The organism is Pseudomonas kurunegalensis (genome assembly GCF_030291635.1).
GTDB classification, from domain to species: domain Bacteria; phylum Pseudomonadota; class Gammaproteobacteria; order Pseudomonadales; family Pseudomonadaceae; genus Aquipseudomonas; species Aquipseudomonas monteilii.
Window position 1 is genome coordinate 5,680,716 of sequence record NZ_CP127871.1, and the last position, 24,042, is coordinate 5,704,757.

At 63.6% G+C, this 24,042-nt stretch carries 21 protein-coding genes; 15 read left to right on the forward strand and 6 right to left on the reverse strand.

Features of this window, described 5'->3' with window-relative positions; all coding sequences use genetic code 11:
- Position 1 precedes the first annotated feature (1 nt).
- From QQ992_RS25890 to QQ992_RS25905, 4 genes are read right to left on the reverse strand one after another with little or no spacing between them, the layout of a single operon-like run.
- A complete protein-coding gene (locus QQ992_RS25890) occupies positions 2-2,041 on the reverse strand; it encodes a methyl-accepting chemotaxis protein (RefSeq protein ID WP_223623663.1) in 2,040 nt (679 codons plus the stop codon).
- A gap of 47 nt (positions 2,042-2,088) precedes the next feature.
- A complete protein-coding gene (locus QQ992_RS25895; protein ID WP_012274550.1) occupies positions 2,089-2,643 on the reverse strand; it encodes a chemotaxis protein CheW in 555 nt (184 codons plus the stop codon).
- Positions 2,640-3,005, reverse strand: a complete 366-nt coding sequence (gene pilH, locus QQ992_RS25900) for a twitching motility response regulator PilH (RefSeq protein WP_016712413.1) — start codon at positions 3,003-3,005, stop codon at positions 2,640-2,642. Before pilH ends, QQ992_RS25895 begins: the two co-directional genes overlap by 4 nt.
- Positions 3,006-3,052: 47 nt before the next feature.
- On the reverse strand, positions 3,053-3,454 hold the full coding sequence (locus QQ992_RS25905; protein WP_060501047.1) for a response regulator: 402 nt from the start codon (positions 3,452-3,454) through the stop codon (positions 3,053-3,055).
- A 240-nt stretch (positions 3,455-3,694) separates the two neighbouring features.
- On the opposite strand from QQ992_RS25905, the gene gshB reads away from it, so the two are divergent.
- The 14 genes from gshB to QQ992_RS25975 all read left to right on the forward strand — a co-directional run bounded on the left by gshB (position 3,695) and on the right by QQ992_RS25975 (position 17,700).
- Positions 3,695-4,648 (forward strand): glutathione synthase, encoded by a 954-nt coding sequence (gene gshB / locus QQ992_RS25910; RefSeq protein ID WP_286111568.1) that lies wholly within the window; start codon positions 3,695-3,697, stop codon positions 4,646-4,648.
- Positions 4,649-4,739: 91 nt separating this feature from the next.
- Positions 4,740-5,645, forward strand: coding sequence for an energy transducer TonB (locus tag QQ992_RS25915; protein ID WP_286111569.1), 906 nt, complete (start codon positions 4,740-4,742; stop codon positions 5,643-5,645).
- Positions 5,646-5,998: 353 nt separating this feature from the next.
- Positions 5,999-6,568 carry a YqgE/AlgH family protein gene (locus QQ992_RS25920; protein WP_286111570.1) on the forward strand — a complete coding sequence of 190 codons (570 nt, stop codon included), beginning with the start codon at positions 5,999-6,001 and terminating at the stop codon, positions 6,566-6,568.
- On the forward strand, positions 6,568-6,993 hold the full coding sequence (ruvX, locus tag QQ992_RS25925) for a Holliday junction resolvase RuvX (protein ID WP_016489546.1): 426 nt from the start codon (positions 6,568-6,570) through the stop codon (positions 6,991-6,993). Before QQ992_RS25920 ends, ruvX begins: the two co-directional genes overlap by 1 nt.
- A gap of 49 nt (positions 6,994-7,042) precedes the next feature.
- Positions 7,043-7,561, forward strand: coding sequence for a bifunctional pyr operon transcriptional regulator/uracil phosphoribosyltransferase PyrR (gene pyrR / locus QQ992_RS25930; protein ID WP_286111571.1), 519 nt, complete (start codon positions 7,043-7,045; stop codon positions 7,559-7,561).
- A 12-nt stretch (positions 7,562-7,573) separates the two neighbouring features.
- A complete protein-coding gene (locus tag QQ992_RS25935; protein ID WP_286111572.1) occupies positions 7,574-8,578 on the forward strand; it encodes an aspartate carbamoyltransferase catalytic subunit in 1,005 nt (334 codons plus the stop codon).
- Positions 8,575-9,846 (forward strand): dihydroorotase, encoded by a 1,272-nt coding sequence (locus QQ992_RS25940; protein ID WP_286111573.1) that lies wholly within the window; start codon positions 8,575-8,577, stop codon positions 9,844-9,846. The genes QQ992_RS25935 and QQ992_RS25940 overlap by 4 nt, the downstream gene beginning before the upstream one ends.
- 174 nt (positions 9,847-10,020) lie before the next feature.
- Complete coding sequence (gene hslV, locus QQ992_RS25945) at positions 10,021-10,551, forward strand: ATP-dependent protease subunit HslV (RefSeq protein WP_003249309.1); 531 nt, start codon at positions 10,021-10,023, stop codon at positions 10,549-10,551.
- Between the two features lie 73 nt (positions 10,552-10,624).
- Positions 10,625-11,968, forward strand: coding sequence for an ATP-dependent protease ATPase subunit HslU (hslU, locus tag QQ992_RS25950; RefSeq protein ID WP_060500589.1), 1,344 nt, complete (start codon positions 10,625-10,627; stop codon positions 11,966-11,968).
- Positions 11,969-12,107: 139 nt separating this feature from the next.
- A complete protein-coding gene (locus QQ992_RS25955) occupies positions 12,108-12,485 on the forward strand; it encodes a gamma-butyrobetaine hydroxylase family protein (RefSeq protein WP_286111574.1) in 378 nt (125 codons plus the stop codon).
- 268 nt (positions 12,486-12,753) lie between these two features.
- Positions 12,754-14,433 carry a class II poly(R)-hydroxyalkanoic acid synthase gene (gene phaC / locus QQ992_RS25960; RefSeq protein WP_286111575.1) on the forward strand — a complete coding sequence of 560 codons (1,680 nt, stop codon included), beginning with the start codon at positions 12,754-12,756 and terminating at the stop codon, positions 14,431-14,433.
- A gap of 62 nt (positions 14,434-14,495) precedes the next feature.
- A complete protein-coding gene (phaZ, locus tag QQ992_RS25965; RefSeq protein WP_105946385.1) occupies positions 14,496-15,347 on the forward strand; it encodes a poly(3-hydroxyalkanoate) depolymerase in 852 nt (283 codons plus the stop codon).
- 42 nt (positions 15,348-15,389) lie between these two features.
- Positions 15,390-17,072, forward strand: a complete 1,683-nt coding sequence (gene phaC / locus QQ992_RS25970; protein WP_286111576.1) for a class II poly(R)-hydroxyalkanoic acid synthase — start codon at positions 15,390-15,392, stop codon at positions 17,070-17,072.
- A 13-nt stretch (positions 17,073-17,085) separates the two neighbouring features.
- Positions 17,086-17,700 carry a TetR/AcrR family transcriptional regulator gene (locus QQ992_RS25975; protein ID WP_016712425.1) on the forward strand — a complete coding sequence of 205 codons (615 nt, stop codon included), beginning with the start codon at positions 17,086-17,088 and terminating at the stop codon, positions 17,698-17,700.
- Between the two features lie 178 nt (positions 17,701-17,878).
- On the opposite strand, the gene QQ992_RS25980 is transcribed toward QQ992_RS25975, so the two are convergent.
- Both QQ992_RS25980 and QQ992_RS25985 read right to left on the reverse strand, forming a co-directional pair.
- Complete coding sequence (locus QQ992_RS25980; protein ID WP_286111579.1) at positions 17,879-18,664, reverse strand: phasin family protein; 786 nt, start codon at positions 18,662-18,664, stop codon at positions 17,879-17,881.
- Between the two features lie 10 nt (positions 18,665-18,674).
- Positions 18,675-19,094, reverse strand: coding sequence for a phasin family protein (locus QQ992_RS25985; RefSeq protein WP_284353185.1), 420 nt, complete (start codon positions 19,092-19,094; stop codon positions 18,675-18,677).
- Positions 19,095-19,283: 189 nt separating this feature from the next.
- On the opposite strand from QQ992_RS25985, the gene QQ992_RS25990 reads away from it, so the two are divergent.
- On the forward strand, positions 19,284-24,020 hold the full coding sequence (locus QQ992_RS25990) for a DUF6543 domain-containing protein (RefSeq protein ID WP_286111582.1): 4,737 nt from the start codon (positions 19,284-19,286) through the stop codon (positions 24,018-24,020).
- Positions 24,021-24,042: the final 22 nt, after the last annotated feature.

Below are 24,042 nucleotides of genomic sequence, written 5' to 3' on the forward strand. Positions count from 1 at the left end.
CTCAGCGCGGCGCATCGGTGGGGCTTTGCGCAGGTGGCGGCAGGGTGAAACCGGACACCGAACGGCGCATCTCGCTGGCCATGCGGGCCAAGTGGCGGATGCTGTCGGCGGTGGCACCGGAGCCGGCGGAGGTTTGCGCGGTAATCTGCTGGATCACCGCCATGGTGTGGGAAATCTGCCCGGCCGACGAGGTCTGCAACTGGGCAGCGTCAGAGATGCTGTGGATAAGATCGGCCAGGTTCTGCGATACCCCTTCGATCTCGGCCAGCGCCACCCCGGCATCCTGCGCCAGGCGAGCGCCACGCACCACTTCGGCGGTGGTCTGCTCCATGGAGATGACTGCCTCGTTGGTGTCGGCCTGAATGGTACGCACCAGCGCCTCGATCTGCCGGGTGGCCGACGACGAGCGCTCTGCCAGACGCTGCACTTCGTCGGCAACCACGGCAAAACCACGGCCAGCCTCGCCGGCCAGCGAGGCCTGGATCGCCGCGTTGAGGGCAAGAATGTTGGTCTGGTCGGCAATGTCGTCGATCAGGCTGACGATGTCGCCGATTTCCTGGGAAGACTCGCCCAGGCGCTTGATCCGTTTGGCGGTGTCCTGGATCTGCTCACGAATGTTGTCCATGCCGTTGATGGTGTTATGCACCACCTCGTTACCCTTGTTGGCGATGGCCACCGAGCGCTCGGCCACCTTGGCCGACTCGTAGGCATGCGCCGAAACCCGGTCGATCGACTCGACCATGTCGCCGACCGCCTCGGAGGCCTCGCTGATCTGCTCGGCCTGGTGCTCGGAAGCCTTGGCCAGCTGGCGGGCGGTGTTCTGGGTGTCCTGCACGGCAGCGGCAACCTGCACGGCGCTGTGGTTGATGGTAGCGACCAGGTCGCGCAGCTGGTCCACGGAATAGTTGATCGAGTCGGCAATGGCGCCAGTGAAGTCTTCGGTCACCGATACGGTCACGGTCAGGTCGCCGTCGGCCAGCTCTTCGATTTCATCCAGCAGACGCATGATTGCCTGCTGGTTGCGTTCGTTCTTTTCTGCCGTTTCGCGCAGCTGGCGGTTGGTGGTGCGCACCATGACCAGGCCGATGAGGATGATCGAGGCCAGCGCCAGCAGGCCCAGGGCATAGCCGCCAACGGTATCGAGGGTGCGTCCACCGGCCAGGTTCTCGAAACCGTTGGCCAGGTGTGACGCCTCGTCCAGCAGGGTTTGCGACAGGCTGAAAATGTTGCCCGCGGCCTCACGCACGCGGAACAGTTCGGGCGAGGTTTCGAGAATTTCGTCGACCGAGCCCGCGACGAACTGGAACAGCTCGGCGATTTCGGCCAGGCGCGCACGGGCATCGGCGTCCTCGACACGGGTTACCTGGATGGCCGCGTTACCACTGAGCATCCCCTCCAGCACCTGGCCAAAGCGCCCGGCATCGCGGCCAAAGGCATCCGCCGCCTGAGCGGCGGTATCGTCACCCGCCAGCACGGTGTTGACCGAACCGAGGATGCGCTCGGCCAGCAACAGCTGGCGCTGCGCCACCGCCACCTGGTTGGCCGGAGCGCCGCTTTGCAGCAGGATCTCGACCACTTTTTCGTATTCCACCTGCAACTGCGGCACGGTTTCGGCCAGCGTCGCCGCCACTTGGTGTAGCGACAGCACGGTCTGCTCACTGGCCAGGATGGTGTCGGTGTTCTTGCGCAGGTTTTCCCAGTCGCGGCGTACCGCCTCCATCTCGTCTCGCACCGTAGGCGGCGCAGCCGGCAACCCGGTGGACTTGTCACCCTGGCGCAGGTAGCCCCAGCGCCGCTCGAAGTCGTTGCGTGCATCCGACAGCAGCTTGAAGGCCAGGGCCTTGCCGGCGGCGGCTTCGGTGGCGTTCTTGGCAATGCGCTGAGACAGCACGCGCAGCTCGCCGGCATGGCCGATGTACTGCTTGTCGTAGTTGGACTGGGTGTTCAGGTAGGCAAAGTTGGCGAACAGCAGGATGATCGACAGGATCAGGATCAGAAACAGCACGGTGATCTGCGCGATGCTGCGGGTACGTGGGGTCACGGTGGTGGCTGTGACGGGGGCGGCAGGCTTGTTCACGTTCGCAGGTCCTATAACGCCACATCAAGAAAGCCCGGCGCCTGGGCCAGGGCGAAGGGGCTGAAGATTGCCCAGTTGCGTTCACGCGGGAAGTGCCCCTGCACGAAGCGTGCAGCGGCGCGGATCAATGGCTGCGGCGGCGACAGCTGCAGGCTGTCGAGGGCGAAGTGCTGCAGGCCAAGTACCTCGTCCACCAGCAAACCGACGAACAGGTCGTCGTGGTCCAGCACCAGCACCCGCCGCTGCTTCCCCGGAGCGGCGTGGCCCAGGCCGAAGAAACTGCTCAGGTCCATCACCGGCAACAGCCGGCCACGCAGATTGGCAACCCCGCATACCCACGGTTGCACACCCGGGACGCGGCTGCTGCGCGGTTCGCGCAGTACCTCGGCCACCTCACCCATGGGCGCGACGAACCACTGCCCGGCAATGCGAAAGCCGATACCGCTCCACTGTTGCAGGCGGTTGTCCTGCGGGGGCTGGTCGGCGACCAGCAGGCGGCAGCGCCGGTCGATGTCCAGCAACAACTCGAAGGCGGTCAGCGACGCGCCTTGCGGGCGGGTGGTCAAGCCCCCAGCACTTCTTTGAGCTTGGCGATCAGCGCGTCTTCTTCCACCGGTTTGGTCAGGAAGTCACGGGCGCCCTGGCGCGTGGCCCAGATGCGGTCGGTTTCCTGGTCCTTGGTGGTGACCACGATCACGGGGATGGCGGCGGTTTCCGGGTCCTTGCTGAGCTGGCGGGTGGCCTGAAAGCCGTTCATGCCGGGCATGACGATGTCCATCAGCACCGCGTCGGGCTTGTCCTGCCGGGCCAGGGCCACGCCATCGGCACCGTTGCTGGCCTTGAGCACCTGGTAGCCGTGTTTTTCCAGCCACTCGGTCAAGCGGTACATCTCTGTCGGCGAGTCGTCGACAATCAGAACTCGGGCCATGCTGTTTCCCCATCAGGAAAGTAAGACCGTGCCATGGCGGGGCACGGTCAGGGTGCGGGTTGTTGGGTTGCGGCAAAACCGGGCACGTGGGCGCGGATCGCATCGAGCAGTTCTTCTTTGCTGAACGGCTTGGTCAGAAACTGATCAGAACCGACCACCCGGCCGCGGGCTTTGTCGAACAGGCCGTCGCGCGACGACAGCAGGATGACCGGCGTGTCCTTGAAAGCACTGTTGTGCTTTATCACGGCGCAGGTCTGGTAGCCGTCCAGGCGCGGCATCAGCACATCGACGAAGATGATGCCGGGCTGGTGGTCGACGATCTTGGCCAAGGCATCGAAGCCATCGCTGGCGGTGATCACCTCGCAGCCCGCTTCACCGAGCAACATCTGTGCGGTGCGGCGGATCGTGCGGGAATCGTCGATCACCATCACCTTCAGGGGTTGTTCCATAGACGCCTACCAATAGGAATGAAGCTGCAAGTTGCAAGCGGCAAGCTACAAGAGCAGCAGATTGGCGCATGGATGCTCTTTTCTTGAGGCTTGTAGCTTAAGGCTTGCAGCTGCATTTTTAGCACACTCCGGGTGGCCATTCCATCTGCGCCGCCCCTTGACCGGCGGCGTTTGCGGCGCCACCCTGAGCCACTTTTCTTTCGAGCCATCGCGGCACCTGCCGCCAAGAGGAACCACCCCATGAGCGTACGCCTCGGCATTGTCATGGACCCCATCGCGTCCATCTCCTACAAGAAGGACAGCTCGCTGGCCATGCTGCTGGCCGCCCAGGCACGCGGCTGGAGCCTGTTCTACATGGAACAGCAAGACCTGTACCAGGGCGAAAGCAAGGCCCGCGCCCGCATGCGCCCGCTGAAGGTGTTTGCCGACCCGGCGCACTGGTTCGAACTGGGCGAAGAGCAGGACAGCCCCCTGGCCGAGCTGGACGTGATCCTGATGCGCAAGGATCCGCCGTTCGACATGGAATTCGTCTACAGCACCTACCTGCTGGAACAGGCCGAAAATGATGGCGTGCTGGTGGTCAACCGCCCGCAAAGCCTGCGCGACTGCAACGAGAAGATGTTCGCCACGCTGTTCCCGCAGTGCACCACCCCTACCCTGGTCAGCCGCCGCCCGGACATCATTCGTGAATTTGCGGCCAAGCATGCCGATGTGATTCTCAAGCCGCTGGACGGCATGGGCGGTACATCGATCTTCCGCCACCGGGCTGGCGACCCCAACCTGTCGGTGATCCTGGAAACCCTGACCGCGCTGGGCACCCAGCAGATCATGGCCCAGGCCTACCTGCCGGCCATCAAGGACGGCGACAAGCGCATCCTGATGATCGACGGCGAGCCGGTGGACTACTGCCTGGCGCGCATCCCGGCCAGTGGCGAAACCCGTGGCAACCTGGCCGCCGGCGGCCGTGGCGAAGCCCGCCCGTTGACCGACCGCGACCGCTGGATTGCCGCCCAGGTCGGCCCGACCCTGCGCGAAAAGGGCCTGCTGTTCGTGGGCCTGGACGTGATTGGCGAGCACCTCACCGAAATCAACGTCACCAGCCCTACCTGCATCCGCGAAATCGATGCCGCCTACAACACCGACATCGGTGGCAAGCTGATGGATGCCATTGATCGCAAGCTGAAGGCGCGCTGACAGCCAACGCGAAGCAAACGCGTAGAGTGGGGTATGATGCCGGTCCTATTCGACTGAGCTGCTGCCCCGCCCTGCGGTTGCTGGATACCTGATGACGCTGCCCGCTGACATCCCCGCCACCCTGCTGCCTCCCCGTGTTCGCCCGGTGGACCGGCTTGGCTTTACCCTGTTCCTGGCTGCCCTGGTGCACCTGGCGCTGATCCTTGGCGTCGGCTTCAGCGTGGTCAAGCCTGCCGAAATCCGCCACACCATGGACATCACCCTGGCCACCTTCAAGAGCGAGAAACCGCCCGAGAAGGCCGATTTCCAGGCCCAGGACAACCAGCAGGGCAGCGGCACGCTGGACAAGAAAGCGGTGCCTACAACCACTGAATTGGCGCCGTTCCAGGACAGCAAGATCAACAAGATCACCCCACCGCCTGCCGCCAAGCCCGAGGTGGTGCCGCCCCCTACCCCACAAAAGTCGGCGGTAGTGACCACAGCGCCCAAGCCGCAGAAGGTCGAGCCCAAACCCAAGGAAAGCAAGCCACAGCCCAAGCCGGCGGCGCCAGCGCCAGACTTCGACAGCTCGCAGCTGTCCAGCCAGATCGCCAGCCTGGAGGCGGAGCTGTCCAACGAACAGCAGATGTACGCCAAGCGGCCGAAGATTCACCGCCTCAATGCTGCATCGACCATGCGCGACAAGGGCGCCTGGTACAAAGAAGAGTGGCGCAAGAAGGTCGAGCGGGTGGGCAACCTGAACTACCCCGACGAAGCGCGCCGGCAACAGATCTACGGCAATTTGCGGATGATGGTGTCGATCAACCGCGATGGTTCGTTGTATGAGGTGCTGGTGCTGGAATCGTCCGGGCAGGCGGTGCTGGACCAGGCGGCGCAACGTATTGTGCGACTGGCGGCGCCTTTTGCGCCGTTTACCGGGGATCTGGCCGAGTTTGACCGGCTGGAGATCATTCGGACCTGGCGCTTTGCCCGTGGGGACCGTTTGTCCAGTAACTGAGTGATGGCCTGGGCGTTAGGCTTGAGATGTGCAGTGGCGCGGATATCGAGCGCCGCCCATGCGGCGCATCGCGAGCAAGCTCGCTCCTACATTTGTTTCGGGCCAGTAACGTCTGCGCCAACGCGCGCGACCGCCTTGTTTGTTCCACGCGATACCGAGGTGGACGCCAAGTGGCCGCGCGCCTGCGCCTCAGGAAAAATTGGCCCGAAACAAATGTAGGAGCGAGCTTGCTCGCGATGCGCCGCGCGGGCGGCGCTCGATCTCACAGGCGCCAAAACCCTCAAGACAGGCGCCAACCAAACGACACAATCCGCACCTTGTCAGCCTCGCCACCTGGCGCCACACTATCCCCCATGAAAACCCTCGCCCCGAGCTACCTCAAGCACCAGTTCCTGATCGCCATGCCGCACATGGCCGATCCGAACTTCGCCCAGACCCTCACGTACATCGTCGAGCACAACGAGCATGGCGCCATGGGGCTGGTGGTCAACCGGCCGCAGGAGCTGAGCCTGGCCGACATCCTCGAGCAGCTGCGCCCGGATGAAACACCACCGGCCAGCACCTTGCAGGTGCCGATCTACCAGGGTGGCCCGGTGCAGACCGACCGCGGCTTCGTGTTGCACAGCAGCGAGTGCAGCTTCCAGGCCACCGTGGCGCTGGACGGGCTGGCGCTGACCACGTCGCAGGACATCTTGCTGGCCATCGCTGCCGGGGTAGGCCCGAAACAAAGCCTGATCACCCTCGGTTATGCCGGCTGGGAAGCCGGCCAGCTGGAAGCCGAGCTGGCCGACAACGCCTGGCTCAACTGCCCGTTCGACCCGGAAATCATCTTTGGCCTGGCCAGCGACCTGCGCCTGGACGCGGCCGCCGCCAGCCTGGGGATCAACCTGAACCTGCTGACCAGCCAGGCGGGCCACGCCTGATGGCCGAACTACGCCTGCTGCTGGGCTTCGACTACGGCAGCAAACAGATCGGCGTGGCCGTTGGCCAGGTGATCACCGGCCAGGCCCGCGAACTGTGCACCCTCAAGGCACAAAACGGCGTACCGGACTGGGCTCAGGTGGAAAAGCTCATCAATGAGTGGAAACCCGACGCCATCGTCGTCGGCCTGCCGCTGAACATGGACGGCACGCCCAGCGAAATGAGCGCCCGCGCCGAAAAGTTCGCCCGCCGCCTGAACGGCCGCTTCAACCTGCCCGTGCATACCCACGACGAGCGCCTGACCACCTTCGAGGCCAAAGGCGAGCGCATGGCCCGTGGTGGCCAGCGCGGCAGCTACCGCGACAACCCGGTCGATGCCATCGCCGCCGCCCTGTTGCTACAAGGCTGGCTGGAGGCCAATACCTGATCATCTTTGCCGCCGGGCCCGCCCGGCGCACCCTTCCGAGGAGCCCGCAATGAGCCTACCCAATCCCGCCGAGCTGATCCGGCAGATGGCTGTCGACCTTCGCGCCCACCTGGCCCGCCGCAACATCAGCGAGCCACGTTACATCGGCATCCGCACCGGCGGTGTCTGGGTTGCCCAGGCCCTGCAGGAAGCCATGGGTGATACCAGCCCCATGGGCACCCTGGACGTTTCGTTCTACCGCGACGACTTCAGCCAGAACGGCCTGCACCCGCAAGTGCGCCCGTCCGAGCTGCCATTCGAAGTGGAAGGCCAGCACCTGGTGCTGGTAGATGACGTGCTGATGAGCGGTCGCACCGTACGCGCTGCACTCAACGAACTGTTCGATTATGGCCGCCCGGCCAGCGTCACCCTGGTCTGCCTGCTGGACCTGGATGCCGGCGAACTGCCGATCCGCCCGAATGTGCTGGGTGCCACCCTGTCGCTGGCCACCCATGAACGGGTAAAATTGACCGGACCCGCACCGCTCGCCCTCGAGCGCCAGGACCTCGCCTCCGCTTCCGCCCTTTAAGAGTCCCCCGCGATGACGCCATTCGACGCCAAGCGCCCGCTGCAGCTCAATGATCAGGGCCAGCTGCGCCACTTCCTCTCGCTGGACGGTTTGCCCCGCGAACTGCTCACCGAAATCCTCGACACCGCCGACTCCTTCCTGGAAGTCGGTGCCCGGGCCGTGAAAAAAGTCCCGTTGCTGCGCGGCAAGACCGTGTGCAACGTGTTCTTCGAGAACTCCACCCGTACCCGTACCACTTTCGAGCTGGCGGCCCAGCGCCTGTCGGCCGACGTGATCAGCCTGAACGTGTCGACCTCCTCGACCAGCAAGGGCGAGACCCTGTTCGACACCCTGCGCAACCTCGAAGCCATGGCCGCCGACATGTTCGTCGTGCGCCACTCCGACTCCGGCGCCGCACACTTCATCGCCGAGCACGTGTGCCCGGATGTTGCCGTGATCAACGGCGGTGACGGCCGCCATGCGCACCCGACCCAGGGCATGCTCGACATGCTCACCATCCGCCGCCACAAGGGCAGCTTCGAGAACCTGTCGGTGGCCATCGTCGGCGACATCCTGCACTCGCGCGTGGCCCGCTCCGACATGCTGGCGCTCAAGGCGCTGGGTTGCCCGGACATCCGCGTGATCGGCCCGAAAACCCTGATCCCGATCGGCATCGAGCAGTACGGCGTGAAGGTGTACACCGACCTCGCCGAAGGCCTGAAAGACGTCGACGTGGTGATCATGCTGCGCCTGCAGCGCGAGCGCATGGCGGGTGGTTTGCTGCCCAGCGAAGGCGAGTTCTACCGCCTGTTCGGCCTGACCACCCCACGCCTGGCCGGGGCCAAGCCCGACGCCATCGTCATGCACCCGGGCCCGATCAACCGGGGCGTGGAAATCGAGTCGGCGGTGGCCGACGGCAAGCACTCGGTGATCCTCAACCAGGTCACCTACGGCATCGCCGTGCGCATGGCCGTGCTGTCCATGGCCATGAGCGGGCAGAACGCGCAACGTCAATTCGACCAGGAGAACGCCCAGTGACCCTCAGTATTCTCGGCGCCCGGGTCATCGACCCCAAGACAGGCCTGGACCAGGTGACCGACCTGCACCTGGACGGTGGCCGCATTGCCGCCATCGGCACCGCCCCGGCCGGCTTCAGCGCCAGCCGCACGATCCAGGCCGATGGTCTGGTTGCCGCGCCTGGCCTGGTCGACCTTGGCGTGTCCCTGCGCGAGCCGGGCTACAGCCGCAAAGGCAACATCGCCAGTGAAACCCGCGCGGCCGTGGCGGGTGGTGTCACCAGCCTGTGCTGCCCGCCGCAAACCAAGCCGGTACTGGACACCTCGGCCGTGGCCGAGCTGATCCTGGACCGCGCCCGCGAAGCCGCCAACAGCAAGGTCTACCCGATCGGCGCCCTGACCAAGGGCCTGGAAGGCGAGCAACTGGCCGAGCTGGTAGCCCTGCGCGACACCGGTTGCGTGGCCTTCGGCAACGGCCTGAAGGAAATCCCCAACAACCGTACCCTGGCCCGCGCCCTGGAATACGCCGCCACCTTCGACCTGACCGTGGTGTTCCACTCCCAGGACCGTGACCTGTCCCAGGGCGGCCTGGCCCATGAAGGGGCCATGGCCAGCTTCCTCGGCCTGCCGGGCATCCCGGAAACCGCCGAAACCGTTGCCCTGGCGCGCAACCTGCTGCTGGTGGAACAGACCGGCGTGCGTGCGCACTTCACCCAGATCACCAGCGCCCGTGGCGCACGGTTGATCGCCCAGGCCCAGGCCCTCGGACTGCCGGTAACCGCTGATGTGGCGCTGTACCAGCTGATCCTCACCGATGAGTCGCTGCGCGAGTTCTCCAGCCTGTACCACGTGCAGCCGCCACTGCGCACCGCTGCGGACCGCGACGGCCTGCGAGAGGCGGTGAAGTCGGGCGTGATCCAGGCGATTTCCAGCCACCACCAGCCGCACGAACGCGACGCCAAGCTGGCCCCGTTCGGCGCCACCGAGCCGGGCATCAGCAGCGTTGAATTGCTGCTGCCACTGGCCATGACGCTGGTGCAGGACGGCCTGCTCGACCTGCCGACCCTGCTGGCCCGCCTGAGCAGCGGCCCGGCTGCCGCCCTGCGCCTGCCGGCTGGCGAGCTGAAGGTGGGTGGCGCGGCCGACCTGGTGCTGTTCGACCCGCAAGCCTCCACCGTTGCCGGCGAGCAATGGTTCTCGCGCGGCGAGAACTGCCCGTTCATCGGCCACTGCCTGCCGGGCGCGGTGCGTTATACCTTGGTCGATGGGCATGTCTGCCACGAGGCCTGATCACCAGCTGTAAGCCTCAAGCTGCAAGCCACAAGAAAAAGCAGGCATGATGCCGGCGCGCTTTTTCTTGCAGCTTGCAGCTTGCAGCTCGTCGCCAATGGTTGAAATCCTTCCCCCCACCCCCATATGAGTCTGCATCAGGCACTTTCGCCCCGCTGCGTGGAGACTCTCCCCTTGACCACCATCGTTTCTGTCCGCCGTAACGGCAAAGTCGTCATGGGTGGCGACGGCCAGGTATCCCTCGGCAACACCGTGATGAAAGGCAACGCAAAAAAAGTGCGCCGCCTGTACCACGGCCAGGTCATTGCGGGCTTCGCCGGTGCCACCGCCGACGCCTTCACCCTGTTCGAACGCTTTGAAGGCCAACTGGAAAAACACCAGGGCCACCTGGTACGTGCCGCCGTCGAGCTGGCCAAGGAATGGCGTACCGACCGTTCCCTGAGCCGCCTGGAAGCCATGCTGGCCGTGGCCAACAAGGACGCTTCCCTGATCATCACCGGTAACGGCGACGTGGTCGAACCCGAAGACGGCCTGATCGCCATGGGCTCCGGTGGCGCCTACGCCCAGGCCGCAGCCCGCGCCCTGCTGAACAAGACCGACCTCTCGGCCCGTGAAATCGCCGAAACCGCCCTGAACATCGCCGGTGACATCTGCGTGTTCACCAACCACAACCTGACCATCGAGGAGCAGGACCTGGCCGATTAATCAGTTGTTCTGGCGTCCCGCTGCGAGCGGGATTTTTCCACGCTGATTCATCCGCCCAAGGACCGTATTGACCATGTCCATGACCCCCCGCGAGATCGTCCACGAACTCAACCGCCACATCATCGGCCAGGACGACGCCAAACGCGCCGTGGCCATTGCCCTGCGCAACCGCTGGCGCCGGATGCAGCTGCCTGCCGAGCTGCGTGCCGAAGTGACCCCGAAGAACATCCTGATGATCGGCCCTACCGGCGTCGGCAAAACCGAAATCGCCCGTCGCCTGGCCAAGCTGGCCAACGCGCCATTCCTCAAGGTGGAAGCGACCAAGTTCACCGAAGTGGGCTACGTGGGCCGAGACGTCGAGTCGATCATCCGTGACTTGGCCGATGCCGCGCTGAAGATGCTGCGCGAGCAGGAAATCATCCGCGTGCGCCACCGCGCCGAAGATGCCGCCGAAGACCGCATCCTCGATGCCCTGCTGCCGCAGGCACGGGTGAGCAGCTTCGCCGAGGAAGCCGCACAGACCAGCACCGATTCCAACACCCGCCAGCTGTTCCGCAAGCGCCTGCGTGAGGGCCAGCTGGACGACAAGGAAATTGAAATCGAAGTGGCCGATGCCGTGGGCGTCGAAATTGCCGCGCCACCCGGCATGGAAGAAATGACCAACCAGCTGCAAAGCCTGTTTGCCAACATGGGCAAAGGCAAGCGCAAGGCGCGCAAGCTGAAGGTGAAAGAAGCGCTGAAGATGGTGCGCGATGAAGAAGCGAGCCGCCTGGTCAACGAGGAAGAGCTCAAGGCCAAGGCCCTGGAAGCGGTCGAACAGCATGGCATCGTGTTCATCGACGAAATCGACAAGGTTGCCAAGCGCGGCAACGTTGGTGGCGCTGACGTGTCCCGTGAAGGCGTACAGCGCGACCTGCTGCCGCTGATCGAAGGCTGCACCGTCAACACCAAGCTGGGCATGGTCAAGACCGACCACATTCTGTTCATTGCCTCGGGTGCATTCCACCTGAGCAAGCCAAGCGACCTGGTGCCCGAGCTGCAAGGCCGTCTGCCGATTCGCGTGGAACTGAAGGCACTGACCCCGGAAGACTTCGAGCGCATCCTGCAAGAGCCGCATGCCTCGCTGACCGAGCAGTACCAGGCCCTGTTGAAAACCGAAGGCCTGAACATCGCGTTCCAGGCGGACGGTATCAAGCGCCTGGCCGAAATTGCCTACCAGGTGAACGAGAAGACCGAGAACATCGGTGCCCGTCGTCTGCACACCCTGCTTGAGCGTTTGCTTGAAGAGGTGTCGTTCAGCGCTGGCGACCTGGCCAGCACCCACGACGAAACGCCGATCCAGATCGACGCGGCGTATGTGAACAGCCACCTGGGTGAACTGGCGCAGAACGAAGACCTGTCGCGTTATATCCTGTAAGCGGCAAGCCTGAAGCTGCAAGCGACAAGCTGTTTAGCGTCGCTTGCAGCACCGCGCCACATGATTTTTCCACCATGGCTTGAATATCATTTCTTGTAGCTTGAAGCTTGGAGCTTGTCGCTCAGAAGAGATTCCAGCCATGGCCCGCCTGCCCACCGCCATCAACCTGCACAAAGCCTCGAAAACCCTCACCCTCACCTACGCCCCCGGCGAGGCCTACACCTTGCCCGCCGAATTCCTGCGCGTGCACTCCCCCTCCGCCGAGGTCCAGGGCCACGGCAACCCCATCCTGCAATTTGGCAAGATCAACGTCGGCCTCGTCGGCCTGGAACCTGCCGGCCAATATGCACTGAAACTGACCTTCGACGACGGCCATGACAGCGGCCTGTTCACCTGGGAGTACCTTGAACAGCTGTGCCTGCGCCAGGAACAGTTGTGGGCCGAGTACCTCGACGAACTGCACAAGGCCGGGAAATCCCGCGACCCGGCCGAATCGGTCGTGAAACTCATGCTCTAGCGCAAGGGCTGCAGGGTTTAGAGCGCATTTTCTAAATTCATCTGTTTGAATGACTTACAGACAGCCCAGTGAAGGGCTGTCTTGCGCATTACATGAAAGTCGGGTAACCAATGGGTGTGGCAAGTTCCCTGCATCATTTTGCAGGCAGTCAGACCCCCCGCAGCACCGCTGTTCCTTATCACTGGTCACCCGAGTAGCAGTACCGGGCTCAGGGCTGTGCTCCTGTCACAGCAACCGGTACTCGTCTCAGGACAACGGAGCGTCGTAGATGAGTAACAAGAACAACGATGAGCTGCAGCGGCAGGCCTCGGACAATACCCTGGGGCTGAACCCGGTCATCGGCATTCGCCGCAAGGACCTGTTGAGCTCGGCACGTACCGTGCTGCGCCAGGCCGTGCGCCAACCGCTGCACAGCGCCAAACATGTGGCCCACTTTGGCCTGGAGCTGAAGAACGTGCTGCTGGGCAAGTCCAGCCTGGCCCCGGAAAGCGACGACCGTCGCTTCAATGACCCGGCCTGGAGCAACAACCCGCTGTACCGCCGCTACCTGCAAACCTACCTGGCCTGGCGCAAGGAGCTGCAGGACTGGATTGGCAGCAGCGACCTGTCACCGCAAGACATCAGCCGCGGCCAGTTCGTCATCAACCTGATGACCGAAGCCATGGCACCGACCAACACCCTGTCCAACCCGGCAGCGGTCAAACGCTTCTTCGAAACCGGCGGCAAGAGCCTGCTCGACGGCCTGTCCAACCTGGCCAAGGACATGGTCAACAACGGCGGCATGCCCAGCCAGGTGAACATGGACGCCTTCGAAGTGGGCAAGAACCTGGGCACCAGTGAAGGTGCCGTGGTGTACCGCAACGATGTACTGGAGCTGATCCAGTACAGCCCCATCACCGAACAGGTGCATGCCCGCCCGCTGCTGGTGGTGCCACCGCAGATCAACAAGTTCTACGTGTTCGACCTGAGCCCGGAGAAGAGCCTGGCGCGCTACTGCCTGCGCTCGCAGCAGCAAACCTTCATCATCAGCTGGCGCAACCCGACCAAGGCCCAGCGTGAGTGGGGCCTGTCCACTTACATCGATGCACTCAAGGAAGCGGTCGATGCCGTGCTGGCCATTACCGGCAGCAAGGACCTGAACATGCTCGGTGCCTGCTCCGGCGGCATCACCTGCACCGCACTGGTAGGCCACTATGCCGCCCTCGGTGAGAACAAGGTCAACGCCCTGACCCTGCTGGTCAGCGTGCTGGACACCACCATGGATACCCAGGTTGCGCTGTTCGTCGACGAGCAGACCCTGGAGTCTGCCAAGCGCCATTCCTACCAGACCGGCGTACTGGAAGGCAGCGACATGGCCAAGGTGTTCGCCTGGATGCGCCCCAACGACCTGATCTGGAACTACTGGGTCAACAACTACCTGCTCGGCAACGAGCCGCCGGTGTTCGACATCCTGTTCTGGAACAACGACACCACGCGCCTGCCGGCCGCCTTCCACGGCGACCTGATCGAAATGTTCAAGAGCAACCCGCTGACCCGCCCGGACGCCCTTGAAGTGTGCGGCACCCCGATCGACCTGAAGAAAGTGCAGTGCGACATCTTCAGCGTTGCCGGCACCGCCGACCACATCACCCCGTGGCAATCGTGCTACCGCTCGGCGCACCTGTTCGGCGGCAAGATCGAGTTCGTGCTGTCCAACAGTGGCCATATCCAGAGCATCCTCAACCCGCCAGGCAACCCCAAGGCACGCTTCATGACCGGTGCCGATCGCCCGGGTGACCCGGTGGCCTGGCAGGAAAACGCCACCAAGCACGCCGACTCCTGGTGGCTGCACTGGCAGAGCTGGCTGAGTGAACGTGCCGGGGAGCTTAAAAAGGCGCCGACCCGCCTGGGCAACCGCGCCTATGCCGCTGGCGAAGCCTCACCGGGTACCTACGTTCACGAGCGTTGAGTGGCCTTGCCGTGGCCGCCACCGGCGCGCCACGGTGCTTTTTTCACCGAAGAGTCGAACGCATGCCGGAACCCTACATCTTCAGGACCGTCGAACTGGACGACCAATCCATTCGCACCGCCGTCCGCCCGGGCAAGCCGCACCTGACACCGTTGCTGATTTTCAACGGCATCGGCGCCAACCTGGAGCTGGTGTTCCCGTTCATCGAAGCGCTGGACCCGGACCTTGAGGTCATCGCCTTCGATGTGCCCGGGGTGGGTGGTTCGTCCACACCGCGTCATCCCTATCGCTTTCCGGGGCTGGCCAAGCTGACCGCGCGCATGCTCGATTACCTGGACTACGGCCAGGTCAGCGCCATCGGCGTGTCCTGGGGCGGCGCCCTGGCCCAGCAGTTTGCCCATGACTACCCGGAGCGCTGCAAGAAACTGGTGTTGGCAGCCACTGCCGCCGGCGCGGTCATGGTGCCGGGCAAGCCCAAAGTGTTGTGGATGATGGCCAGCCCCAGGCGTTACGTGCAGCCCTCCCATGTCATCCGCATCGCGCCGATGATCTATGGCGGCGCTTTCCGTCGCGACCCGGACCTGGCCATGCACCACGCGTCCAAGGTCCGCTCTGGCGGCAAGATGGGTTACTACTGGCAACTGTTCGCAGGCCTTGGCTGGACCAGCATCCACTGGCTGCACAAGATCCACCAGCCGACCTTGGTGCTGGCCGGTGACGACGACCCGCTTATTCCGCTGATCAACATGCGCCTGCTGGCCTGGCGGATTCCCAACGCCCAGCTACACATAATCGACGATGGCCACCTGTTCCTGATTACCCGGGCCGAGGCCGTCGCACCGATCATCATGAAGTTTCTCCAGGAAGAACGTCAGCGCGCGGTCATGCACCCGCGCCCCGCCTCCGGCGGTTGATTGTCGCTGCCCGGAAAACGGGTAAGACGAGGGAGTGTTGCCATGACAGACAAACCGGCCAAAGGAACGAAAACGCTCCCCGCCACCAGCATGAACGTACAAAACGCCATACTCGGCTTGCGCGGGCGCGACCTGGTGTCGACCCTGCGCAGGGTGGGCCGCCACGGCTTGACCAACCCGCTGCATACGGCGCGCCACCTGCTGGCACTCGGCGGCCAGCTGGGACGCGTGATGCTGGGTGACTCGCCTTACCAGCCCAACCCCCGCGACGCCCGCTTCAGCGACCCGACCTGGAGCCAGAACCCGTTTTACCGCCGTGGCCTGCAGGCCTACCTGGCCTGGCAGAAGCAGACCCGCCAATGGATCGACGAAAGCCATCTGGACGACGATGACCGGGCCCGCGCGCACTTTTTGTTTGGCTTGATCAATGACGCCCTGGCGCCGAGCAACTCGCTGCTCAACCCGCTGGCGGTAAAGGAACTGCTCAATACCGGCGGGCAAAGCCTGGTGCGTGGCGTGGCCCACCTGCTCGACGACCTGCGCCATAACGACGGCCTGCCACGCCAGGTGGACGAACGCGCCTTCGAGGTGGGTGGCAACCTGGCGGCGACAGCTGGCGCAGTGGTGTTTCGCAACGAGCTGCTGGAGCTGATCCAGTACAAGCCGATGAGTGAAAAGCAGCACGCCCGGCCCTTGCTGGTGGTGCCGCCACAAATCAACAAGTTCTATATCTTCGACTTGCAGGCGAACAACAGCTTCGTCCAGTACATGCTCAAGAACGGCCTGCAGGTGTTCATGGTCAGCTGGCGCAACCCCGACCCGCGCCACCGCGAGTGGGGGCTGTCCTCGTATGTGCAGGCCCTGGAAGAAGCGCTCAACGCCTGCCGCAGCATCAGTGGCAACCGCGACCCCAACCTGATGGGCGCCTGCGCCGGCGGGCTGACCATGGCCGCGCTGCAGGGGCATCTGCAGGCCAAGCGCCAACTGCGCAGAGTGCGTAGCGCCACGTACCTGGTCAGCCTGCTGGACAGCAAGTTCGACAGCCCGGCCAGCCTGTTCGCCGACGAGCAGACCGTCGAGGCCGCCAAGCGCCGCTCGTATCAACGGGGGGTGCTGGACGGCGGCGAGGTGGCCAGGATTTTCGCCTGGATGCGCCCCAACGACCTGATCTGGAATTACTGGGTCAACAACTACCTGCTGGGCAAGGCGCCGCCCGCGTTCGATATCCTCTACTGGAACGCCGACAACACGCGCCTGCCGGCAGCCCTGCACGGCGACTTGCTGGACTTCTTCAAGCACAACCCGCTGACCCACCCCGCAGGCCTTGAAGTGTGCGGCACGCCCATCGACCTCAAGCAGGTCGACCTAGACAGTTTCACCGTGGCCGGCAGCAACGACCACATCACCCCGTGGGATGCCGTGTATCGCTCGGCCTTGCTGCTCGGTGGCGACCGACGCTTCGTGCTGGCCAATAGCGGACACATCCAGAGCATCATCAACCCGCCGGGCAACCCCAAGGCTTACTACCTGGAAAACCCCAAGCTTTCGGGCGACCCGCGCGCCTGGTTCTACGAAGCCAAACGCAGCGACGGCAGCTGGTGGCCCCTGTGGCTGGAATGGATCACGCCACGTTCCGGCCCGCTCAAGGCACCCCGTACCGAACTGGGCAACAGCACGTATCCACCGCTCGGCCCGGCGCCAGGCACCTATGTCCTGACCCGATGAGCCTGACGACTGGATGAAGACCCGCGACCGTATCCTCGAATGCGCCCTGCAACTGTTCAACCAGCAGGGCGAACCGAACGTTTCCACGTTGGAGATTGCCAACGAACTGGGCATCAGCCCGGGCAACCTGTATTACCACTTCCATGGTAAGGAGCCGTTGGTGCTGGGCCTGTTCGAGCGCTTTGAAGAAGCGCTGATGCCCCTGCTCGACCCACCGCTGGAGGTGCGCCTGGATGCCGAGGATTACTGGCTGTTCCTGCACCTGATCGTCGAGCACATGGCCCAGTACCGCTTCCTGTTCCAGGACCTGTCCAACCTGACCGGGCGCCTGCCCAAGCTGGCGCGCGGCATGCGCAGCCTGATCAACGCGCTCAAGCGTACACTGGCGGCGTTGCTGGCCAGCCTCAAGGGCCAGGGGCTGGTGGAGAGTGAGACCCAGGCGCTGGGACAGTTGGTGGAGCAGATCACCCTGACGCTGATGTTCTCGCTGGATTACCAGCGGGTACTGGGGCGCGAGGGGGATGTGGGGATTGTGGTGTATCAGGTGATGATGCTGGTGGCGCCGCATTTGCAGGCGCAGGCGCGAGCGGCGGCGGAGCAGTTGGCGGTGCGGTATCTGGAGGGATAGAAACAACGCACTGACAAAACCGTCAATGTAGGAGCGGCCTTGTGTCGCGAAAGGGCCGCAAAGCGGCCCCGCGATTTCAGCATCAATGCAAAGATCCCGGGGCTGCTTTGCAGCCCTTTCGCGACACAAGGCCGCTCCTACACTGACCGCGTTAGCCAGTTGAGTAGTACGCTTGCTTTCAGATCAGGGTACCGGTGCCCGTTGGTGCCGACGGCGTGCTGCTGACCGGGGCGGCGGCAGGTGCCGGTGCGGCGGTAGCGGCCGGGGCGGCGCTGGCCGTAGGGGCTGCGGGCTTGGCGGCTGCCGGTTTGGCCGGAGCTTTTTTCACCGCAGGCTTTTTCGCCACAGCAGGCTTGGCCGCTGCCGGTTTGGCTGCGGGCTTGGCAGCCGCCACCTTGGCCGCAGGCTTGGCAGCCGGTTTTGCCGCTGCGGTTTTAGCTGCCGGCTTGGCCGCCGCCGTTTTCGCCGCAGGTTTAGCTGCCGCTTTGGCCAGTGGCTTGGCCGCCGCCTTGCTCGCAGCCGGTTTGGCAGCAGCGGTGCGCGACGAAATCGGCGTAACCGAAGCACCGGTCAGCTTCTCGATCTGCTTGGTCAGGCTGTCCACCTGCTGGTGCAGGGCCTTGATCTCGTTGCGGCTCGGCACACCCAGGCGCGAGATGGCACTGTTCAGGCGCTTGTCGAAAGCCTCTTCGAGTTCGCTCCATTTGCCCAATGCACGGTCCTTCACGCCAGACACGCGCGAAGTGGTGGAGGACTTGGCGGTTTCGGCCACGTCTTCAGCGGTTTTCTTCGCCTGCTTCTCGGCCTTCTCGCCATCCTTCACCAGCGAGTCGAACAGCTTCGGGCCGTCCTGGTCGATTTTCGAATAGATACCCAGCCCCGCCAGCCAGATCTTGCGGGAGTATTTCTCGATCCCGCCGACCCAGGAGCTGCCTTCTTTTTCGGTGTTCTTCTTGCCAGCCATCCTGCTCTCCTTATGGTTTGTGCGCGACGCGCTCAAGCAGCTCGTGCAACTGTTCAAGCTTGATCGACAGCGCCTCAACGTCATGTTTAGACGGAATGCCAAGGCGATTCAAGGCGCGTCCCACCCGTGCGTCGAAAGCTTTTTCGATCTTGTCGAGTTGAATTTCTACCTTGCCGCGTACGCGACTGACTTCTTCAGCCGCTTCGTCGATCTGGTTGTTGGCAGCATCGAGCTCTTTGTCGATGCGTTTCTTGCCACGCTTCTCGACGCCTTCGCCGGCCTTGACCAGCTCATGGAAATAGTCGGAGCCTTCCTGACCCACGCGTGCGTAAGCGCCAATGCCAGCCAGCCAGATCTTGCGCGCGTAGCCGCGCACCTCGCCCAGCGTGCCCGGGGCGTCGTCCTTTTTCTTCACAGTCACTTTGGCCATGCTCTGTACCTCATGCTCATGAGTGGAGGAGAAACCGCCCATGGAGGTTGGGCTTGAGCATAAGGTAGGGAGAAAAATTAGAAACCTCACCCTAAGTGCACCCCACAACCTGCGTGAAGCAATTAATTACCGCCCCTGCCACACGCATGCGCCCTAGCGTTTCATCCCCGCTACTGGAGCTGAAGCGTGATGAATTCGTCCCTCACCACCACATTCAGGCAACTGGTCGCCAACCAGTTCGCCAAACGCCCGACCCTGCACGAGGTCGTTGCCAAAGCCGGCTTCGCAACGCTTGTCGACCGCTACCCCTGGATACCCCTCAACCACCCGCAACTGACGTCACTTGAGCCGTTCCGGGTCATACAGGCGCTCGATAAAGGGCCTGCAACTTCTGCCTTTGTGCAGACGCTACTCGAACACTTCCTGAGCGGAAAAAGCCTCGCGTTCACAGCGGCGGACGTGCTCAGCATCGCGCCTCCAGAACCCTTTCTGGCCCAGGCAGCAGGCGCCAACCCAGGCAACAGGCCGGCGATCGGTATCAACCTGGAAAACCTCAACGCCGACCTGGACCAATTGCTTGTCGCCCTGCCGCAAGCGTTCCAGCAGGCACAAGCCGGTTTCTGGGCGGCAAGCGATGCCACGTCGGGGCTTTCGCGCCTGCACTGGCTGGCACACACCCTGAAGGCCGCGTTGCTTGCAGGCATCGAACGGCAAGGCTTGCCTGCGCAGGCTAAACGCGCGCTGTACAGCACAATCGACGGCAGCCAGGCAGGGTTTGCCCTCCATGCGCTGCAAATCACCCTGGACGACCACGCCGCAAGGACACTGCCCGATCTGTTGATCACTGGCGAGCCCAACCTGGTGTTGTGGTGCATGCCCTCTGGCGATGTACGTAGCTACCAGAGCCTGACAGCCTTCGCCGAAGCATTGGGCCAGGCGCTGGCGGAGCGCTATCAGTTCAGCCGGCTGAGTTGGGCAAAGCAACCTCTGGAAACAGACCCTTTTCACCACCAGGCCTGCGCGTTGCTCAACGACATCCTGGACAAGCTCGGCCGCCTGCAGCTGTCCACGATAACGACTGTTCAAGCCCTCGAAGAAGCCTTCAGCCTGGCAAGCGACCCTGCTGACAGCTTTTTCGAGCTGCCTGTACTCGACGCAGCCTTGCCTGCGATCGCACCACCCGGCTGGCTGGCACGAACCGATGCCAGCGGCCATTTGCTGTATGCCGATGCGCTGCTTGATCTTGCCGCAAGCCAGGCCCGGTCACAGAACCAGCAATCGTTCGAGGCCATCGAAGACCTGCAGCGTTACACCACGCGACGCCTGCGTGAGCGGATGCAACTGGACCATCCCGGCCATTCGGTGCCCGATCCAGAGCAACTGCTTGTGGAGATTTCAGTGGTGGTACCACTGTCCTCTGCTGGCCCCGCGCAACTGGATTATCTGAAAAGCATGAGCCTGACCGAGCTGGCCATTGCACGCCTGCACACCGATGCCAATGAAGTCGCGTCCGGCCTCGTCGACAGCAGCGCAAGGCCACTCGACAGCTGGTTAACCCTTGACTACATCGAGCGATTGATTGCCAACGTGGATGTCGGGGGCCGGTACCCCAGTTATGTCGCAGAACAGCTGCAGACCAGTACCCTGAAGGCCGCGCGCATCGAGCAACATGCCAGCCAATGGCGCCACACGCTAAGGTTCGCCGCACTCAGGGCCAGGCTCGAAGGGAAGCTGTGCGCACTGGCCTGCCAAGCCATTGTCGACTTCTGCCAGAACCGGCAGACGCCGCCCGCTTCACTGGGTATTGCACCCTTGGCGTTTCTGCCGGCACCTGGCGCCAGTGCAGGCAACGAGGTACACGGCGCGTTCCTGATCGAAGTACCTGCCAGCCAGTCCTGGGTGCTGTACTGCCCGTTGCTCGTCGATGACGCCCTGGTGGAGTTCGCAAACCAGGATGCCCTGATGGCGAGGGTCCGCGCTGATCAGGTGTTGCAGCAGCATCTGCTGGCCTGGATGGACGATGACGCGCGGGCCATTTACCAGAACGGAGGGTTCGAACGCCCTCACCTGCATCCTCGCCTATCGTCGCTGGCGCACTTGCTGAGTGCACAAACAGCCTGGGTCGATAGCGCTCTGGAGCGCCTGCGCGTTCCCGTGCGCCCACTGCACCAACCCTGGCCGGAAAACCTGAACACCCCCCTGTTCGAAACGCACATTCAGACGATGCTGCTCATGGCATCCCGGCAAAGCGTGTCAAACGCACAACAACGCTGGGCATTGGCCGTGCAGCTTGCCTGGCTGGTATTCAACACCGCCACCCCACTGCTGCGCGGCCCGGCAGCGGCGGTGGCATGGCTGGTCGCTACCCTTGCAACCCTCAAGAACGACTTGCCTGCCTTGCTACAGGGCAGCGCAGTGGAAAAAGCGCTCGCGGCTGCCGACCTGCTGGGCAACCTGGCGATGGCGCTGACCCCGGCTGCCACTGGCCCCGCGCAGGGCTTGCCCAGGTCACCAGCGCTGCACACCCCAGCCCTGGAACACCCGACGAACACGCCCTCCACCCCGTCGATAACGCCCGAAGCGCCCAAGGCGGCTGACTGGGTTACCGTCGAGCACCCGCAAAGCCAGGGTCACGTTCGCGTGACCAGCTGGCACAACAGCCAGCGCCTGGGCAACCTGCCCCCTGAGCTTCGCCTGCAATTGAGCCAGTTGCGCGCAAGGGTTTCATTGCAAGGCCATACCCCACAGCCACAAGGGCGCCTGCGCGGGGTGTACCCACTTGAAAACCGGCTTTACGTAACCCTGCAGGGCGATGCATACGAAGTTCAGGAAACCTGGGGGGGTATCCAGATCATCGGGCCTGACGACAGCCAAACGCAATGGCAGTCACAGTGGGCGGGCGCGCCGGACGGCTATTACATCGTGGGTCGCGAGCGGCGCACAGGCCCTTGGCTGACACGCTGGAACGACGAATGGGTACTCAACCTCAACCTGGCGGGCGGCATGCCAAAAACACGAGAGGCCATCAACCAGCAAAACCGCCAGCAATACGAAACACTGCAAGCGACCACCCAGGCGAACATGGCCGAACTGGCTCGGCTTGAGCCCATCGTTGCGCGTAACCGCGCGCAGTTGCGGGACTTCGACGCCCTGTCGGAGCGTTTTGGCCTCGCGTTCAGTGCTTTACCCGACCCGGACGTTCACAAGCTGCCAGAAGCCCTTGGGCAGCAGTACGCGGAACTGATCAGGCTACGCAGCAAGCATCGGCCACAACTGGCGGCCGACTCGCTGTTCTGCGAAAGACAAACAGCCATGCTGCAAGCCAACGTCTCGACCTTCCGGCAGATGCTGGAGCCGCGATTTTCAAGATACGACCGTGCTGGCACGGTTACACAGCGTCTCAGCGAATGGACCGAGGCCTCACTCGACGCCGACATCCACCTCTATCGGCGCTTACTTGTGCTGTTCGACCACGAAGAACTGGAAGCACAGACGGCTGGCCTGCGCAGCTTTCCTGAAACCGAAGCGCAGAAGCAACGCCACTCGGCATACCGGGCATCGATCCAGGATTCGCTGAAAAACTGCCGGCGCCTGCTGGAGGTCAGCGAGCGATTGGACAAGACCTTGCCAGAAGCACTCAACGATCACCGCGTCGACTACCGCGACAAAAAAGCCAAAATAGAACGGGTCATCAGGCTACGCCCCTATTCTTCGCTGATCGTCCGCGCGCAAATCCTCGCCGACCAGGCCTACCTGACGCTGGACAAAACCTTGCTCAGCCCCGATGCCGCCGCCAACCTGCTGCCCTTGCAAGCCAGCCTCAGCAGCCAGGACCTGACCACGACGCTGTGGAGCCATGATGGCCTGGCAGCGGCCAACCTGCCTGCCGATCAACAGGTCGAGGTACTGAACAACGCCGTGCGCGAGTACCGTTCAGCCATCGGCAGGGCCCAGTACCTGCAGTCCCTCACGACACCCGCCCTCGACCGCACCCTGCTCGATGCCTACATCGACACGGTAGGCAGCCTGGAGCGCATGGCTCAACGGGAACTGAGTGCCGTGTTGACGAGTACGGAGCGTGGTACCGCACCACCGGTGCAGGTGCTGACCCACCGTGTCCGGGCGGCCAGGCACACACTGATACGCACTTCACGCGGGCGCTCGGTGCTGGTGGAGCGCGACCAGGAAGGGGCGCGTGCGGTCCAGCACAACCCGATCACCCAGCAGCCCGCGGGCACTTACGAGCGGCGCAATGACCAGTGGTTTGAAGTGGCGAACGAGCATCGGCCGGCAACACAGGACTCCACGCAATTGCGCCACCGGGCCAAAAGCCTGCTGGCACAAAAGGACGCGCGAATCGCCCTGGCAGCACGCTACTCAAGCGAGCCGAACAGCCTGATGGACCTGCTGGACTGGCAAATACAGGACATGCGCGAGGTTGAACAACAGCTGGGCAGCGCCAATGACCACGCCAGCACGGCATTGAGCGCGCAACTGCACGACGCCATTGCCACGGTAACCACCGAAAAGCAGCGGCTGCTAACCGATGCCTACCTTGACACCCGCCACCCCGATAGCAGCGCGCTACGTTACCTGTATCAGCAAAAGCGGATTCAGATCACCCTGACCAAGGCCCGAAAACCCCTTCGCAACGCCAACGATTACCTCGACGTCTATCAGATCAAGGATGTGCAGGCGCCAAACCACGTGCTCTGGGAGGCGCACTTCCACTACCACAGCGCCGATGCCGCGCCCCGTGATTTCGCCAAGGCCCACCTGAAGCTCTGGGAACCCCGCCCCGAGCGAGAACGCGAGCGTGAGGCGCGGCTGGAAAAGGCGAACACTGCGGCTGAACGGATCGAGATCTATCGGGGTGACCTGCGCCTGGCTCAGGTGGAGGGGATAATACCGTTCCCCGCTGCCTGACGGTCGTCGTCAACCAGACAAG

Coding starts and splice junctions, on each gene's coding strand:
- phaC (WP_286111575.1), top strand. CDS start 12,754: ATGAGTAACAAGAACAACGATGAGCTGCAGCGGCAGGCCTCGGACAAT.
- QQ992_RS25905 (WP_060501047.1), bottom strand. CDS start 3,454: ATGGAACAACCCCTGAAGGTGATGGTGATCGACGATTCCCGCACGATC.
- QQ992_RS25935 (WP_286111572.1), top strand. CDS start 7,574: ATGACGCCATTCGACGCCAAGCGCCCGCTGCAGCTCAATGATCAGGGC.
- QQ992_RS25920 (WP_286111570.1), top strand. CDS start 5,999: ATGAAAACCCTCGCCCCGAGCTACCTCAAGCACCAGTTCCTGATCGCC.
- QQ992_RS25980 (WP_286111579.1), bottom strand. CDS start 18,664: ATGGCTGGCAAGAAGAACACCGAAAAAGAAGGCAGCTCCTGGGTCGGC.
- QQ992_RS25915 (WP_286111569.1), top strand. CDS start 4,740: ATGACGCTGCCCGCTGACATCCCCGCCACCCTGCTGCCTCCCCGTGTT.
- QQ992_RS25975 (WP_016712425.1), top strand. CDS start 17,086: ATGAAGACCCGCGACCGTATCCTCGAATGCGCCCTGCAACTGTTCAAC.
- pyrR (WP_286111571.1), top strand. CDS start 7,043: ATGAGCCTACCCAATCCCGCCGAGCTGATCCGGCAGATGGCTGTCGAC.
- ruvX (WP_016489546.1), top strand. CDS start 6,568: ATGGCCGAACTACGCCTGCTGCTGGGCTTCGACTACGGCAGCAAACAG.
- pilH (WP_016712413.1), bottom strand. CDS start 3,005: ATGGCCCGAGTTCTGATTGTCGACGACTCGCCGACAGAGATGTACCGC.
- QQ992_RS25955 (WP_286111574.1), top strand. CDS start 12,108: ATGGCCCGCCTGCCCACCGCCATCAACCTGCACAAAGCCTCGAAAACC.
- QQ992_RS25990 (WP_286111582.1), top strand. CDS start 19,284: ATGAATTCGTCCCTCACCACCACATTCAGGCAACTGGTCGCCAACCAG.
- QQ992_RS25985 (WP_284353185.1), bottom strand. CDS start 19,094: ATGGCCAAAGTGACTGTGAAGAAAAAGGACGACGCCCCGGGCACGCTG.
- hslU (WP_060500589.1), top strand. CDS start 10,625: ATGTCCATGACCCCCCGCGAGATCGTCCACGAACTCAACCGCCACATC.
- phaC (WP_286111576.1), top strand. CDS start 15,390: ATGACAGACAAACCGGCCAAAGGAACGAAAACGCTCCCCGCCACCAGC.
- gshB (WP_286111568.1), top strand. CDS start 3,695: ATGAGCGTACGCCTCGGCATTGTCATGGACCCCATCGCGTCCATCTCC.
- phaZ (WP_105946385.1), top strand. CDS start 14,496: ATGCCGGAACCCTACATCTTCAGGACCGTCGAACTGGACGACCAATCC.